This window comes from Pseudomonas botevensis, from assembly GCF_019145475.1.
GTDB lineage: Bacteria > Pseudomonadota > Gammaproteobacteria > Pseudomonadales > Pseudomonadaceae > Aquipseudomonas > Aquipseudomonas botevensis.
On sequence record NZ_JAHTKI010000006.1, the window covers coordinates 1 to 16272 of the forward strand.

The window sequence follows — 16272 nt, forward strand, 5'->3', positions numbered from 1 at the left end:
AGGCTGAGTGGAGGGATTTATCCGGGGGTAGGCGCGTAGCGCCGTTCGACGAAGTCGAACACATCGAGAGGAGGTGCAGCGCAGCAAACCGTAGGCGATGCCCCCGGATGAATCCCGTAACGAAGGAACCCCGAGCCACAGCGAGGGGCCGTACGCCGGGGCCAAGCCTTTTGGGTTACCTTTTTGGCGTTTGAAAAAGGTGACTCGCCGTAAGGGCGAAACCACCAGCCAAAACACCCCAAAAAACGGATATTCACCCCACCCCCCCAAAGCCTGGTCGGCCCAGAGGCCGCCAAGGCACAAGCCAAACCCCACAAAGAAATGTTAGCTTGCTTGGCATATAGGAAATCGAATCCAGCCCAGAGCCGAGCCCAAAGCCAATGAAAAAAACCATCCTGGCCTTCAGCCGCATCACCCCACCCATGATCGAACGCCTGCAACAGGAATTCGACGTCATCGTCCCCAACCCCAAAACCGGTGACATCAACGCCCAATTCAACGAAGCCCTGCCACACGCCCACGGCCTGATCGGCGTCGGCCGCAAACTCGGCCGGGCACAACTGGAAAATGCCGCAAAACTCGAAGTCGTCTCCAGCGTCTCCGTCGGCTACGACAACTACGACCTCGACTACTTCAACGAACGCGGCATCATGCTCACCAACACCCCGGACGTGCTCACCGAAAGCACCGCCGACCTGGCCTTCGCGCTGATCATGAGCAGCGCCCGCCGCGTCGCCGAACTCGACGCCTGGACCAAGGCCGGCCAGTGGCAGGCCAGCGTCGGCGCCCCGCTGTTTGGCAGCGACGTCCACGGCAAGACCCTGGGCATCGTCGGCATGGGCAACATCGGCGCGGCCGTCGCCCGGCGTGGGCGCTTGGGTTTCAACATGCCGATCCTCTACAGCGGCAACAGCCGCAAGACCGAACTGGAAACGGAACTCGGCGCGCAATTTCGCAGCCTCGACCAATTGCTGGCCGAAGCCGATTTCGTCTGCCTGGTGGTGCCGCTCAGTGACAAGACCCGCCACCTGATCAGCCACCGTGAACTGGCGCTGATGAAACCGGGCGCGATCCTGGTGAACATCTCCCGTGGCCCGGTGGTCGACGAGCCGGCGCTGATCGAGGCGCTGCAAAACAACCGCATCCGTGGTGCCGGCCTCGATGTCTACGAAAAGGAACCGCTGGCCGAATCGCCGCTGTTCCAGCTGAAAAACGCCGTGACCCTGCCGCACATCGGCTCGGCCACCCACGAAACCCGCGAGGCCATGGCCAACCGGGCGCTGGCCAACCTGCGCAGCGCCTTGCTCGGCGAACGCCCGCAGGATCTGGTGAACCCGCAGGTCTGGCGCGGATAAACAAAACGGGCAAGTGCCTTGCAGCACTTGCCCGTTATCGGCCGAGCGGTTATTTGCACACAACTTGCAATTGAACCTGAAACCGAAACAAATACAACCGCTATAAACTCCCCGGAAATCAAACTCTCTGGAGAGTATTAATCTTGAAAGGCCTGACCACCAACCAACTTGTCCGTTACAGCAAAGTCATTCTCATGGCTTACATCAGTTTTTTCGGCCTGCTGGTGATGTACAGCAACTTCTCCGACTACCCGTCAAACTATGAATACGTCGGACATATCCTGAGCATGGACACCACCCAGATCAACGAGAACATCCGTTATCGGGCAATCACCTCACCCACGCTGCACCACCGGATTTACTGGCTGATCATCACACTGGAAGTGATTTACACTGTGTGCTGCCTGCTCGGCACTTATCACCTGTATCGCAAAATCAACGATTGCCCGGATACCTTTCACGAAGCCAAGAAGTTCTCGATCATCGGTCTGTTGATCGCCATGTTCGTTTATTACATATGCCTGCAAACCATCGGCGTCGAATGGTTCGACATGGATACTTCACAAGCATGGAATGCCAAGGACTGGGCCAGACATATTGTCGACTTCCTGTTTCCCTTATTGATTTACATCGTCATGAAAGTTGAGCGCTGAATATCCAGCGCTCACCGGTTCAGGCCAGTTTGCCGTGACCCGGCACGACCGGCGTGCGTGGTTTGCGGAATACCAGCACGTTGCCCAGCATCACCAGCGCCAGACCGATCAGTGCCGGCGCGGTCCATTGGTAACCCTCGACAAACGCCGAGACGTTCAGCGCCACCACCGGGAACAGCACCGTGCAATAGGCTGCGCGCTCAGGTCCCATGCGCCCGACCAGGGTCAGGTAGGCGGTGAAACCGATCACCGAACCGGGAATGACCAGATACAGCAGTGCGCCGATGTAACGCGGCGTCCATTCCATGTCGAACGGAATGCCTTTGACCAGGCACCACACCGACAGCATCGCCGCCCCGTAGGCCATGCCCCAGGCATTGGTGGTCAGCGGTTTGAGCCCGGCCTTCTGTTGCAGGCTGGAGAGCATGTTGCCGGCCGAAAAACACAGCGTCCCGCACAGCGCCAGGCCCAGGCCGAGCAAGGTCTGCGGACTGGCCTGATGCCCGGCCAGTTCCGGCCAGAACAGCAGCCCCAGGCCGCACAGGCCCAGCGCGCCGCCCATCAGTACATTGCGCGCGATGCGCTGGCCGAAGAACACCCGGGCATTGAGCGCGTTCCACAGGGTGGCAGTGGAGAACACCACGGCGACTAGGCCACTGGGAATCCACTGGCTGGCGGTCAGGAAGCACATGAAGTTGACGCAGAACAGACACAAACCCTGCGCCACGCAGATCAAGTGCCCGCGCCGGTTCATCGGTTGCAGGCGCCGGCTGAGCAGCAACAACGCAAACAGCACCAGCGCCGCGAGGCCGAAGCGATAGACGATCGACACCGGAATCGCCACCACCCCCAATTGCCATTTCAGGGCGATCCAGGTGGTGCCCCAGATCAGCACGGTCAACAGATACAGCGAAAGGTTCATGGCGGACACTCCTCAATTGGCTTTCAGTGTCCGCCCCGCCCCGCCCTTCGCGCTTGCAAAAACTTGCGCTTTTGTCGGGCCGCAGGCTGGCAGCACGACGGCTACGGAGTAGGATGCAAGGCGTTGGAGAGAACCGATCATGGCCGCAATCGATACCCTGCAAATCTTCAAGGCGCTCAACAGCTCGCCGAACTCGCGCCTGGTACACAGCGCCGAGCTGGGTGACGGCTTGTCCGCCGCCCTGTGGACCAATCATCACGACGCCCAGGAATACGAGGCGCCCAGCCACCACACCCTGTCCTGCTACATCGCCGGTGGCACCGGGACTTTTCGCCGGGATCAGCCGGGGCAAAAAGGTGGCCCCGACAAGCTGTGCATCCTGCCCGCCGAGCATGAGTCAGGCTGGGTCATCAATGGCGACATTCGCCTCGCTCACCTGTATTTCAGCGCCGAACAATTCGCCCTCGGCTGCGTCACGCTGCTCGACCGCGAACCCCGGGAATTGCAGTTGCGCGAGCAGACCTTTCTCGAAGACCCGCAACAGGCCCAGCGCTTTCGGCAGCTGCTGACGCTGAACTGGGACGAACCCGGCGAACGCCTGCTGACCAGCAGCCTCGCTCACGAATTGATCAGTCATACCCTGCTCAGCCAGGTCGGCGTGCGCCAGGGCTTGCGGTTGAAGGGCGGACTGGCGGCGCATCAGCGCCGGCAACTGGTGGAATTCATCGACGGGCATCTGGCCGACGCGATCAGCCTCGGGCAACTGGCCGGCTTGTGCGCGTTGTCGGAATACCACTTCGCGCGAATGTTCCGCACCAGTTTCGGCCTGCCGCCGCATCAGTACGTGCTGGCGCGACGTTTGAGCCGGGCGCGGGAATTGTTGCGCGGCACGGCGTTGCCGCTGGGGGAGATTGCACTGGCTTGCGGGTTTGCCAGTGCGAGTCATTTCACCAATCGTTTCAGGCAGGTATTGGGCGGGACGCCGGGGGAATATCGGTTAGCGTTTTTGCGGTAGTTTTGTGGTGAGCCCTTTTCCCCTCACCCCAGCCCTCTCCCGGAGGGAGAGGGGGCCGATTGGGGGATATTGAAGAAATACGCCGACCTGAACGATTGGCTATGAATCCATAATCGACTCGATCTTTCAGGTCGATGTATCGCCCAAGACGCCTCGGTCGGCCCCCTCTCCCTCTGGGAGAGGGCCGGGGTGAGGGCCGCTTTGGGCGCAGTCTCAGAACTCCAGCGTGCTCGACAAGGAAATCTGCCGCGAATCCCCCATCGACACAAAGAACCGGCTCGCCGCCGACGTGTAGTAAGTGCGATCAAACAGGTTCTTCACGTTGAGCTGGAACTTGACCTTCTGCCCTTCCACCTGGGTGTCGTAAGTGGCAAATGCATCGGCCACGGTGTAGCTCGGCAGGTCGAAATCATTGACCGCGTTCCCCGCCCGCTCACCGACATAGCGCGCCCCGGCGCCGACCCGCAACTGATCGCCGCCGATCACGCTGCCGAAGTCATACACCGCCGACAGCGAGCCGGTGTTCTTCGCTACGTTTTGCAGACGATTGCCTTTGTAGTCCGGATCTTCCGTGACCTCGGCGTCGGTGTAGGCGTAGCTGCCGATCATGCTCCAGCGGTCGCTGAGCTGACCGGTCAGGTCCAGTTCCAGACCACGGGAGCGCACCTCGCCGGCAGCGCTGTAGATCGTCGTCGGGCCTTCGGAATTGGCCACCAGCACGTTGCGTTTCTTGATGTCGAACAGCGCGATATTGCCGGTGACGCGCCCCGGAATATCCAGCCGCGCGCCCAGCTCCCAGGACTTGGCCTCTTCCGGCGCGATGCTGCCGTCGAGCACGGTGCTGCTTCCGCTCAGCGGAGCGATGGTCGAGTTCGGCTTGAACGATTCGGTGTAGCTGCCGTAGAACGACAGCGCGTCGGTGTAGCGATACACCAGGCCGGCGCGCGGCACCCACTTCTGGCCGTTGCTGTCGGTGTTGGCCTTGAACGGCACGCCTTTGCCGGCGTACTGGTCGTACTCCTGGAAGCGTCCACCGGCCACCAGGATCCACTGGTCGTTGAGGTGGATCGAGTCCTGCAGGAACACCGAATCGCTGCGCAGCAGATCGGTTTGTGCGCTGTCGGCCGGGCTGACCGTGGTGCCCTCGACCTCGCGACCGTACACCGGGTTGACGTAGCTGAAGGTGCTCAGGCTTTTCTGGCGGATCAGATCGGCACGGTAGATCTTGCGGTACTCGTCATCGACGCCGAACACCAGGTCATGCTGCATGCCCAGCACATTGACCTTGCCTTCGAGGCTGGCGGTGGTGAAACGGTCGGTGCTGATCGCGCCCTGAGTGCCGTCCATGCTACGGGTCAGAGTGCCTTTTTTGGTGTCGATCGCGGTCACGCGGACCTGGCTGGCGTCGTAGGTTTCGCGGTTCCAGCTGTAGCCGAAATGGGCTTTCCAGTCGTCGTTGAGTTCGTGGTCGGCTTCGAAGTGATACAGATCCGAACGCCCTTCCATGTCATTGAATTTTTCGTCGAGACGCTCGTTGCGCGAGATGTCCAGCGGATGGTTGGTGCGCGGATCGATTAGCGTGCCCCGGTCGAACGGCGTGAGGAATTCGCGATGCTCGTAGGCGAACAACAGCTTGGTGCGCTCGCCGAACCAGGCCAGCGACGGCGCGATCAGGCTTTCGCGATGAGTGCCGAAGTTGCGCCAGTAGTCCTCGTCTTCATGATCCAGCACCATGCGGTAGGCCAGCCCTGAATCGCCCAGCGCGCCGGTGCTGTCGAAGCTGCCGCCGCTGCCGTTCTTGCCGTCGCCGTAGGTCGAGCCGCGCAGGGTCAGGGCGTTGTACTGCTCAAGCTCGGGCTTCTTGCTGACCATGTTGACCACCCCGCCCGGGTCCTGAATCCCGTACAGCAGGGACGCCGGGCCTTTGAGCACTTCAACCCGGTCCACCGTGGCGTTCATCCCACGGCCCTGCACCACCGGCATGCCGTCGCGCATGATCGAACCGTTGCGGTTGTCACCGAAGCCCCGGGTCATCACCGAGTCCTGGGTACTGCCCAACGTGTTGCCCTGGGTGATGCCGCTGACGTTGGCCAGCGCATCGTCGAGATTGCGCGGTGCCTGGTCGCGGATGACCTGAGCGGGAATGACGTTGACGGTCTGCGGAATTTCCTGAAGCGACGCCGATGAGCGCATCACCGAACTGGTGGCCGGTGGCTGATAGCTCATCGGCTGATCCAGCACCGAGGTGATGTTGGTGGCGCCCAGGTTCAGCGCGCCTTCCGTGGGCTGCGGCTCGAGCGCCAGGGTGTGGCTGTCGGTACGGCGAAAGCTCAGGCCAGAACCGGTGAGCAAGCGTTGCAGCGCCTGTTCGGCAGTCATCTGGCCGTTGACCGCCGGGGCGGTGAGGCCGTACGGCGCTTCATCGGTGTAGACCACGCTCTGCCCGGTGACGCGACTGAAGTCGCTCAAGGCCTGGGGCAACGGCTTGGCGGCCAGGGCAAAACTGAACTGTTTCTGCGCTTGAGTGCTGACGGCTTCAGCACCGAGCGCGACGCTCAGCGGCAACAAGGCCAACGCCGAAATACTGAGTGCCGAAACGCCCAACCACTGTTTGACCGAACCCGATTTTGCCCTGGACTTCATTGCTCATGACCTGTGTAGAACCGCACTGGATGCGAATGGCTCGCAGTTTCAGTCACTACACGGATGGGCTTCGGATTTACCTCACACATTTTTTGAAAATATTTTTCGAGAGATGGGTTGCCCGCAAAGGAAGCGACCGCCTCAGCGCAAGATAATGAGCTGCCCCAAAAGCCGATGTTGTTCGAACCCCAACACCCCTTGCAGGGAATTCAGCACGGCCTGCGGGTCCTTGCTCGGAAAACTGCCACTGACCTTGCGCGCCGCCAGCTCATCGTTGAGCAACACAATCCGCCCCGGGTAATAACGCCGCAGATCCTCCACCACATCGGCCAGCGTCGACTTGTAGTACGTCAACCAACCCTGGCGCCAGGCCAGTTGCGCTTCGCTGTCCACGGCGTGAAGTTTTTCCGCCTGGCCATCGCCGTAAGCCACCTGCTGACCGGCGGTGAGAACCTGTTGCTCGGCGTCGCGCCGCGCCGTCACGCCGACCCGCCCGGACAACACCGTCACCTGCGCGCCACGGGGTTGCAGGCGCACTTCGAACTGGGTGCCGAGTACGCGCGCCTGGCCCTGCCCGGCCCCGACCACAAACGGCTCGCCAGTGTGGGTCACGCTGAAAAACCCGGCACCGCGACGCAGTTGCACATGCCGCTCGCCGTGGCTGAAATCCACGGCAATCGCGCTGTCGGCATCCAGTGTCACTTGTGATTGATCGGCCAGGGTCACGGTGCGGATTTCACCCGGCGCCGACACATAGTCCGCCCCCAGGTCATCGAGCCAGCGCTGGGGCTGCCAACCGCTGCCCAGGCTGATCATCAACAGCAGGCACGCCGCCATCGCCAACGCGCCCGACCAGCGTCGCAGTTGTGGGCGCCGAGGTCGGTCCATCGCATTCAGATAGCGCTGCATCGCCAATGCGTCTTCGTCGGCCAGGGTGCGCGCCGGTTCTTCGCTCAACTCCCACACCACTTGCGCCTGGGCATAGGCTTCGGCGTGGGCCGGATCGGCGCGCAGCCATTGGCTGAACGTGAGTTGATCGCCCGTGCTGGGGCGGTCGTGCAGCAGGCTCAGCCAGGCGAGCGCCTGCTGCTCCTGAGCGGGCGTCGGGATGACGCGGTCGGTGTGATTCACGGTGCTTTCCCTGGCGTGCGTGGCGCGGGTTCGCGCAGGCTGGCCTTGCAGGCCTCGAGGGCGCGCATCATATGTTTTTCCACAGCGCTTTGGGACAGGCCCATGGCCTTGGCGATGTCGGCGTACTTGCGTCCGTGGATGCGATTGAGCAAAAAAATCTGCCGGGTACGCTCGGGCAAAGCCCGCAATGCCGCCTCGACATGACGCAGATCGTTGCCCGCCTCCAGCGCGGCCTGCGGTTCGCTGCCGTGGCTGTCCGGCTCGTCTGCCTGCCAGCCTTCGTTGACCCGCACCCGCGCGCCCTCGCTGCGCAGATGATCGATAGCGATGTTGCCGGCGCAGCGCAGCAGATAAGTGCTCAGTTCCTCGACCTGCACCAGCGGCCTGCGCCAGAAACGCAGAAACAGATCCTGCACCAGATCCGCCGCCGTCGCCCGGCAGCCAACGCGGCGATTCACCAGCGCTTCCATCTGCGAACGCTGCGAGAGGAACACCTGAAGAAAATGCGCACGGGCGCCATGGGGTTCGTCGTCAGGGGATTTTGGCGGATGGCTGATCAGCATTTCAGTTCATGGCCCACGCAGCGACGGGGCTGCCCAGCAAGCTCACGCCAGCCAGCGCCAATGCCAGGCGCGGGCGATACGGCAGCAACAGCACCAGTGCCAATGCGCTGACCATCAGCACCGCGAACCAGTCCACCAGGCCCAGCCCCCAATCCTTGCTCGATACCGCCGCCCACAACGACAGGCCGAGCAGCAGCCACCCTGCGAGAACCAGACCTCGGCGCCGACGTCGCGACGGCTTGCCGCCGAGCAGTTCATCGTGATGCCGGGGCATCGCCAGACACAGCGCCGTGAACCCGGCGTAACAGAGCAGCAGCGCCAGCAGCATTCAGTTCGCCCCTTGCTCAAGCGTGATCGGTCGGGCGGTTTCCCGAGGTGTTTTTTTCAGCCTGGCGGTGGCACCGGCGCGCCACATTTTCCACGCGGCCCAGGTCAGAAACAGGCCAGTCGCCAGGCAGGTCAGGTCAAACCCGGCCAGTGCCCAATCGCCCTGGATCAGGGTCACGCCGAGGTGATACGGGGTGGTCAAACCGTTGAGCACCGGCAGTGCGGCGAACAGCGCGGCAGCCAGCGCCAGTTGCTCGATCCAGGCCTTGCGCCCCGGACGCAGCACCGCATGCACGACGCTCAAGCCCCAGGCCATGAAGAAGGCATTGATCTCCCAGTCCGCGCGCCCGGCCAGACTGACCGGCAACAGCCGATTGGCCCAGAAGAACACCGCCACAGCGCCGACCAGTCCGGCCATGCTGGCGATGTTCAGCACCTCCACCAGCCGCAGTTCGAACGGCATCACGCCACTCCTGGCGTGTTTGAGCTGGCGCTTGCCGAGCCAGATCACCAGCCCGGTGCCGATCATCGCCGTGCCCGCCAGACCAACGATGAAATACAGCCAACGCAGGACCGGACCGGCGAAATGGCCCATGTGCAAACCGTAGAAGCCACCGGCAATTGCCATGGCCAGCGGTTGCTGCGGGGACGCGGCGAGTATTTGCCCGCTGACACCGTTGAAGGTCACGGCGCTGCCGAAGTCATGCACCACCCGGTCCGATCCGCTGCGCGACACCACCACCGAGGCATTGGCATCACCCGGATTGTTCACCGACACCCAGCCGGCCTCGCCACCCGACCACTGTTCGCGGGCCTTGCCCAGCAGCGGTGCCATCGGTGCCAGGGCGGCCGCCTGATTGGCTTTTTCAGGGACGTTGGAGGCGGGAAACACTTCGTCATAAAACGCCCGAACGTTCGTGCCGTAGGAGGCCAGAATGCTCGCCGGCATCACCATCGACATGAAGATCACCAGGCTGCTGTAAGTAATCATCAAATGAAACGGCAGCACCAGCACGCCCAGTGCGTTATGTCCGTCGAGCCAGGAACGCTGGCCCTTGCGCGGACGGAAAGTGAAGAAGTCCTTGAAGATTTTTTTGTGGGTGATGATCCCGCTGATCAGCGCCACGAACATCACCATGGCGGCGATGGTCGAGAGCCAGCGGCCCCACGGGTAAGGCATTTGCAGCTGGAAGTGGAAACGGTAGAAAAACTCGCCGCCCATGCTTTCCCGAAGCTGCAATTCGGCGCCGGTTTGCGCGTCGAGGATCTTGCTGGTGAACTGCCCGCGCTCGCCGGGTTTGGCCGCAGACTGCTGCCAGCGCACTTTCAGGCCGGGGTCGCGAGCGTCGGGCAGGCCGATGATCCAGCGCGAGGCGTCGGGAGCATGTTGTTGCAGATAGTGCTGGGCCAGGGTCAGGCTCGCCTCGGCATTCAGCGCGCGGGCAGGGATTTCCGGCTGCATCCAGTGATTGGTTTCGTCCTTGAAATAGGCCAGCGTCCCCGTCAGGAAAATCGCGAACAGCAGCCAGCCGAACAGCAGTCCGGCCCAGGTATGCAACCAGGCCATCGCCTGGCGAAATCCCTCTTTCATGCGTAACCCAATCCACGGGCGACGCCGGAGACGGTCGCCATGATCACGCTCGGCACCAGCAGCCCGACCCAGGCCGACCATGCGCTGCGGCAGGCGAAGCACCAGAGTACCGCCACCAGGTAGACCAGGAACGAGACGGTCATGCCGGTCACCACCGCTTCGGCGCGGTTCAACGGCAACCACACGGTCAGCGTGACGCTGGCGAGCGCCGCAACCAGATAACCGCCGAAAACCGCCGCCAACACCCGCGACGTGACGGCCAGACGATAGGACATGGGAAGTGCGGCGAGTTTGGCTTTCATGTTTCGACCTTGAAACGGGAGCGTCCGACAGACGAGTCAGACTGATGGGTGTCGATATTAATGATAAATATTCTCATGTGCAAAAGAGGTTGATTGCCGGTAGCCACCTATCGCCCCTACAATGCGAACAATTCTTGTTTGCTGACGCATGCCCTTTGCGCTCGGAGTGATGCCGTTGTCGTCCGCCCATCCCGTCGAATCGCTCTACCAGGCCCACCACAGCTGGCTCACCGGCTGGTTGCGGCGCAAACTCGGCTGCCCGGAAAGCGCCGCCGATCTGGCACAGGACACTTTCATCCGGGTACTCACCGCTCGCGAACCGCCGGTGATCATCGAGCCACGGGCATTTCTCACCACCCTGGCCAAGCGCGTGCTGTTCAATCACTACCGCCGGCAGGACATCGAACGGGCCTACCTCGAAACCCTGGCGCAGATGCCGGAGGTGGTCGCTCCGTCGGAAGAAGAAAAAGCCATCATCCTGCAGACCCTGATCGAGCTCGACGAACTGCTCGATGGCCTGCCCGGCCCGGTCAAACGAGCCTTTTTGCTGGCGCAGGTCGACGGCCTGACCTACCCGCAGATCGCCACGGAACTGGGCATTTCCGTCGCCACGGTCAAGCGTCATCTGAACAAGGCAGCCATGCGCTGCTACTTCGCCCTGTGAATCCGCCGATGGATTTTTCCGCCCAGGTCGCCGAACAGGCAGTCCATTGGTTGCTGGAAATGCAGCAAGGCCCGCTGAACCCGCGCCAGCAACAGGCGTGGCAGCAATGGATCGACGCCCACAGCGAACATCGCCGAGCCTGGGAACACATTCAGCGGGTCAATTCGCGGCTGCGCGGCTTGTCCTCGCCGTTGGCCCATGCCGCATTGAATGCGCCGAAGTCGAGCAACCGGCGCCAGGCGCTCAAACTGTTGCTGCTGCTCGGCGCCGGCTCGGCGGTCACCTGGGGACTGCGCGAACACACGCCGCTTCCTGCGTTGCTCGCCGATTACCGCAGCCCGGTCGGCCAGCGCCGCAAGATCGCCCTCGGCAACGGTGGCCAGTTGCAGCTCAACACCGCCAGCGCGGCTGACGTGCGGGGCGACGGACCACAACGGCTGATTCGCCTGCTCGAAGGCGAAATGCTCCTGACCGTCACCCAGCCTTTCGAAGTGCAGACCGCCCAAGGCCTGCTGCGCACTCAAGGCGCGCGGCTCAACGTGCGCCAGTTTGCCGATCACACCCAGGTCGCGCTGTTCGCAGGGCGGGTCGAACTCAGTGCCAATGGCCGCGCGCCCATGCTGCTGCCGGTGGCCCGGCAATTGAGCTTCAGCGCCAACACCCTCGGCGAAGCGAAACCTCTGGATGCCAACAGTGGCGCCTGGGCCGACGGCATGCTGGTGGCCGCGCACATGCGCCTGGGGGATTTCCTCGACGAACTCGGCCGTTACCGGCGCGGGCAACTCAAATGCGATGCCAAGGTCGCCGACCTGCTGATCTCCGGGACTTATCCACTGGACGACAGCGAGCGGATTCTCGATTTGCTGGAAATCAGTCTGCCGGTGCGGGTCAAGCGTTTTACTCGTTATTGGGTCAGCGTCGAAGCCAAGGCCTGAGCAGCAGTGCAACCACTGAAAAATATTTAAATAAACATGAGCCGTTTTTCAGATCTGACGTGACAGAGAAGGAAAGCCCCCCTTGATTCAACCTTCTCAGGATCACCGTCCATGCACCCCACCCGCCTCACCCCCCTGGCCCGCAGCCTGCGCAATCTCGTCCTCGGCGCCAGCCTGAGCTTCAGCGCGCTGCCACTTGCGCAAGCCGCCGACGCCAAGGCCTATCACATCGCCCCTTCGTCGCTGGAGAACGCCCTCAACCAGTTCGGCCGTGAAGCCGGTGTGTTGATTTCGTTCGGTTCGCAAGTCACCAGCGGAGTGAAAAGCCAGGGCCTGGAAGGCAATTACACGCCGGAACAAGGGCTGACTGCGCTGCTCGAAGGCACCGGCCTGCAAGCCCGCGCCGAAGGTGGCAACGCGTTCAGCCTGCAACCGGTGAGCGACGGCGCGCTGGAGCTGGACACCTCGAAAGTGGTCGGCGACTGGCTCGGTGAAGCGGCGCAGGTCAACGTCTTCGAACATCCCGGCGCACGCGACGTGATCCGCCGCGAAGAATTCGAACGCCAGGGCGCGACCCAGGCCCGTGATGTGCTCAATCGCATTCCCGGCGTCAACGCCCCGGAAAACAACGGCACCGGCAGCCACGACATGGCGCTGAACTTCGGCATCCGTGGCCTCAACCCGCGTTTGGCTGCACGCTCGACCGTGCTGATGGATGGCATTCCGGTGCCTTTCGCCCCGTATGGTCAGCCGCAACTGTCGTTCGCGCCGATCAGCATGGGCAACATGGATGCGGTCGACGTGGTGCGCGGCGGTGGTGCGGTGCGTTACGGCCCGCAGAACGTAGGCGGTGTGGTCAATTTCGTGACCCGGGCGATTCCCGACGAGCCGACGGTCAAGGGCGGTTTCCAGACGGAAACCAGCCCGTCTTCGAGCCACGACGGCTTCAAGACCAGCGCCAACCTGCTGGCGGGCGGCACCAACGACAATGGCCTTGGCGGCGCGTTGCTGTACTCCGGCACCCGGGGTGGCGACTGGCGTGAACACAGCGACACCGAGATCGACGACCTGATCCTCAAGGGCAAATACCAGCTCGACGAAGCCAACAGTTTCAACGCCATGGCCCAGTATTACGAAGGCAAGGCCGATATGCCGGGTGGCCTGAACGTCGCCGACTACGACGCCGATCCGTATCAGTCGACACGGCCTAAGGACCAGTTCTGGGGTCGGCGCACGATGTTCAACTTCGGCTATCGCTACCAGGAAGATCGCCGCGAGTTCACCGCCAACACCTTCTTCACCAAGACCTTGCGCAGCGGCTACCTCGATCAAGGCACCTTCCTCTCGCTGTCGCCGCGCGAGTATTGGGTTCGCGGCCTGGAAACCCGCTTCGCCCAGGGCTTCGACCTGGGCGCGACCAGCCACGAAGTCGGCGTCGGCTACCGCTACATCAACGAGGCCGGTCACGAACTGCGCTATCGCACGCCGATCGCCAGCAACGAATATCCGACCACCAACAGCCGCAATGACCGCGACACCCGTGGCGGCACCGAGGCCAATGCGTTCTTCGTCGACGACCGGATCGATATCGGCAAATGGACGATCACCCCGGGTGTGCGCTACGAGATGATCGAGTCGCAGCAGACCAACAACCTGACCAACGTCAAATACAAAGGCGACTACAACACCGCGCTGCCGGCGCTGAACGTGCTTTATCACCTGACCGACAGCTGGAATCTGTACGCCAATACCGAAGGCTCGTTCGGCAGCGTGCAATACAGCCAGATGCCCAACCGCGTGACCAGCGGCGAAGTGAAACCGGAGAAGGCCCGCACCTGGGAGCTCGGCACCCGCTACGACAACGGCGCGTTGCGCGCGGAAATCGGTGCGTTCCTGATCAACTTCGACAACCAGTATGAAAGCAACCAGACCAACGACTCGGTGATCGCCCGGGGCGAAACCCGTCATCAGGGCATCGAGACCAGCGTCAACTACGCCCTCGACGACTTGAGCCCGGCGCTGGCCGGTTTCGATGTGTACGCCACTTATGCCTATGTCGACGCGACCATCCGCGAAGACGGGCCGAACAAGGGCAATCGCGTGCCGTTCTCGTCGAAGCACAAGGGCACCATCGGCGTCGGCTACACCGAAGGGCCGTGGAAGCTCAACCTCGACAGCAGCTTCCAGAGCGATCAGTTCGCCGACAACGCCAACACCTCGAAGGAAAGCGCCGACGGCAGCACCGGCAAAATCCCCGGCTACATGCTGTTCAGCAGCCGCGCCGGCTATGACTTCGGCCCGCAACTGTCGGACCTGAACGTGGCGGTGGGAGTGAAGAACATCTTCAACACCCAGTACTTCACCCGCTCGTTCGATGACAACAACAAAGGGAAATATGTGGGTGAGCCAAGGACGGTGTATGTGCAGACGTCCGTGGCGTTCTGAGGATTCTTCCTCACCACCCACACCACAAAACAAAACGGGCCTGCAATCGCAGGCCCGTCTTCATTGGGGGGATTAAATCAGCGTATCAACTATTGATCGCTGCCTGTTCATTCTCGAGAAATTCTTCCTCCAGCAGCCGGTCGTTGGCTTTGCTCTGAAGTGGCACCACAGTGGCTCGTGGTTTGCCGCGCAATCTGCCGAACTTGTGTTCCAGCGCGTGTTCGAGTTTTTCCGCCGCACCGTCGAGCGCCTGCTCCAGCGTATCGGCCTTGTGGGTCACGGAAATTGGTGGCTGGCCTTTCGGCCGCGCTTCCAGTTGGCAGCGCAAGTCATGGGGACCCGGTTTGTCACCGTTCTCGTCGCTCAGATGGACTTCGACACGGGTCAGGTCTTCCTCATAACGGTCGAGCGTGCTCTCAATGGTTGTACGTACCCACTCCTCCAGTCGTTTGCTGCTTTGAATATGGTTGTCGCTGTTGACTTGGATTTGCATAGTTCATCCCTTATTTCAGCTAGCTCGCAAGAGGCCTTGAACAGATTTTCGTGACCTCTTGGTTACAACAATCGGCCCGCTTGCCAAACATTTCAACCCCTGAAAAAAGATAAATATTCATACGCAAAAAAAGCCGGACAACCGGGCAAAGCACTGGTAAGGTCGGGAATTGCCTCGGCCCCTCTCGCTGAAAAATCTGCTCACAATTGCCCGTCATTCAGCGGGTGCAGCGTGCGAAAAATCCCCGCTTCCTCCACCAGCCAGTCATGCACCGCGCGCACGCCCGGATGGCTCAGAGCACCCGGCGCATAGAGCAATACATAGCGTTTGTGATTGGGCACCGACAGTCCGAACGGCACGATCAGCGCACCCCGCTCCAGCTCATCGTTGAGCAACGTGCGCCGGGCGATCGCCACGCCCATGCCGGCAATCGCCGCCTCGATGGTCAGGTGATTGCGATTGAACGTGTGCCCGCGCCGCACGTCGGCACCTTCGAAGCCGATGGCATCGAGATAGAACTCCCACTCCGCATGTTCATAACTGCCGCGCCAGGCGGTGATGTCATGCAGCAACGGAAAATGCACCAGATCCGCCGGCCCGTGCAGCGGTGGACGCCCGCGCAACAGGCTCGGCGCGCACACCGGAAAAATCTGCTCGTCGAGCAAGGCTGTGGATAACAATCCCGGATAACTGCCGTCGTTCAAGTCGATGGCCAGATCGAAATCCCCTTCATGCAGCGGCACGCTGCTGTCCTCGGCCACCAGGCGCAACTGGATGTCCGGGTAACGCTGCTGCAAACGCGGCAGGCGCGGGGTCAGCCATTTGCTGAGGAACGACGGAATCGAACGCACCCGCAGCGTCCCGCTGATCATCCCGGCGTCGAGGCGACGCAGTTCAGCGTCGATGCTGCCATAGGCCTCGTTGACCGTAATCGCCAGTCGCTGGCCTTCCGCACTCAGCTCCACTCCACGCGCCCGGCGATGAAACAGACGAAGGCCCAGGCGCTCTTCCAGCTGTCGGATTTGTTGGCTGACCGCACCGGGGGTGATGTGCAATTCCTCGGCGCAGCGGGTGAACGACAGGTGCCGCGCGGCACAGGAAAACACCTGCAGCCAGACGTAGGTCTGGGCGTGCAATTGACGACTCATTGTTTAGTCCTGCTAAAGGCTTTCTTAGGAGGTTTCGTTGGTCACGTCGGACTCAGGACGTCAGTATCGCCGACATTGCGCTTGT

At 61.9% G+C, this 16272-nt stretch carries 15 protein-coding genes; 6 read left to right on the plus strand and 9 right to left on the minus strand.

Annotation, left to right across the window (positions count from 1 at the left end; genetic code table 11):
• Window positions 1–380: 380 nt before the first annotated feature.
• Entirely contained in the window at window positions 381–1355 is a 975-nt protein-coding gene (locus tag KVQ74_RS09900) for a 2-hydroxyacid dehydrogenase (protein WP_217830892.1), read from the plus strand.
• A gap of 143 nt (window positions 1356–1498) precedes the next feature.
• On the plus strand, window positions 1499–2008 hold the full coding sequence (locus KVQ74_RS09905; RefSeq protein WP_217830893.1) for a DUF2165 domain-containing protein: 510 nt from the start codon (window positions 1499–1501) through the stop codon (window positions 2006–2008).
• Window positions 2009–2027: 19 nt separating this feature from the next.
• On the opposite strand, the gene KVQ74_RS09910 is transcribed toward KVQ74_RS09905, so the two are convergent.
• On the minus strand, window positions 2028–2930 hold the full coding sequence (locus KVQ74_RS09910; protein ID WP_217830894.1) for a DMT family transporter: 903 nt from the start codon (window positions 2928–2930) through the stop codon (window positions 2028–2030).
• A gap of 139 nt (window positions 2931–3069) precedes the next feature.
• On the opposite strand from KVQ74_RS09910, the gene KVQ74_RS09915 reads away from it, so the two are divergent.
• The gene (locus KVQ74_RS09915; protein WP_217830895.1) at window positions 3070–3945 is read left to right on the plus strand and encodes an AraC family transcriptional regulator; all 876 of its coding nucleotides are present in this window, start codon (window positions 3070–3072) and stop codon (window positions 3943–3945) included.
• A 213-nt stretch (window positions 3946–4158) separates the two neighbouring features.
• Here KVQ74_RS09915 and KVQ74_RS09920 read toward each other — a convergent pair whose 3' ends face one another.
• The 6 genes from KVQ74_RS09920 to KVQ74_RS09945 form a co-directional block, all read right to left on the minus strand.
• Entirely contained in the window at window positions 4159–6588 is a 2430-nt protein-coding gene (locus KVQ74_RS09920) for a TonB-dependent siderophore receptor (RefSeq protein WP_217830896.1), read from the minus strand.
• A gap of 141 nt (window positions 6589–6729) precedes the next feature.
• On the minus strand, window positions 6730–7719 hold the full coding sequence (locus KVQ74_RS09925; RefSeq protein WP_217830897.1) for a FecR family protein: 990 nt from the start codon (window positions 7717–7719) through the stop codon (window positions 6730–6732).
• Window positions 7716–8282 (minus strand): RNA polymerase sigma factor, encoded by a 567-nt coding sequence (locus tag KVQ74_RS09930; RefSeq protein WP_217830898.1) that lies wholly within the window; start codon window positions 8280–8282, stop codon window positions 7716–7718. Before KVQ74_RS09930 ends, KVQ74_RS09925 begins: the two co-directional genes overlap by 4 nt.
• Window position 8283: 1 nt before the next feature.
• The gene (locus tag KVQ74_RS09935; protein WP_217830899.1) at window positions 8284–8610 is read right to left on the minus strand and encodes a DUF3325 domain-containing protein; all 327 of its coding nucleotides are present in this window, start codon (window positions 8608–8610) and stop codon (window positions 8284–8286) included.
• Window positions 8611–10200 carry a PepSY-associated TM helix domain-containing protein gene (locus KVQ74_RS09940; RefSeq protein ID WP_217830900.1) on the minus strand — a complete coding sequence of 530 codons (1590 nt, stop codon included), beginning with the start codon at window positions 10198–10200 and terminating at the stop codon, window positions 8611–8613.
• The gene (locus KVQ74_RS09945; RefSeq protein WP_217830901.1) at window positions 10197–10502 is read right to left on the minus strand and encodes a DUF3649 domain-containing protein; all 306 of its coding nucleotides are present in this window, start codon (window positions 10500–10502) and stop codon (window positions 10197–10199) included. Before KVQ74_RS09945 ends, KVQ74_RS09940 begins: the two co-directional genes overlap by 4 nt.
• Window positions 10503–10677: 175 nt before the next feature.
• On the opposite strand from KVQ74_RS09945, the gene KVQ74_RS09950 reads away from it, so the two are divergent.
• From KVQ74_RS09950 to fecA, 3 genes are all read left to right on the plus strand, one after another.
• Complete coding sequence (locus tag KVQ74_RS09950; RefSeq protein WP_217831113.1) at window positions 10678–11166, plus strand: sigma-70 family RNA polymerase sigma factor; 489 nt, start codon at window positions 10678–10680, stop codon at window positions 11164–11166.
• Window positions 11163–12101, plus strand: a complete 939-nt coding sequence (locus KVQ74_RS09955; protein ID WP_217830902.1) for a FecR domain-containing protein — start codon at window positions 11163–11165, stop codon at window positions 12099–12101. Before KVQ74_RS09950 ends, KVQ74_RS09955 begins: the two co-directional genes overlap by 4 nt.
• Before the next feature lie 111 nt (window positions 12102–12212).
• On the plus strand, window positions 12213–14546 hold the full coding sequence (fecA, locus tag KVQ74_RS09960; protein WP_217830903.1) for a TonB-dependent Fe(3+) dicitrate receptor FecA: 2334 nt from the start codon (window positions 12213–12215) through the stop codon (window positions 14544–14546).
• Between the two features lie 85 nt (window positions 14547–14631).
• On the opposite strand, the gene KVQ74_RS09965 is transcribed toward fecA, so the two are convergent.
• Entirely contained in the window at window positions 14632–15039 is a 408-nt protein-coding gene (locus KVQ74_RS09965) for an HPF/RaiA family ribosome-associated protein (RefSeq protein WP_217830904.1), read from the minus strand.
• Window positions 15040–15239: 200 nt separating this feature from the next.
• Window positions 15240–16187, minus strand: coding sequence for a LysR substrate-binding domain-containing protein (locus KVQ74_RS09970; RefSeq protein ID WP_217830905.1), 948 nt, complete (start codon window positions 16185–16187; stop codon window positions 15240–15242).
• Window positions 16188–16272 lie beyond the last annotated feature (85 nt).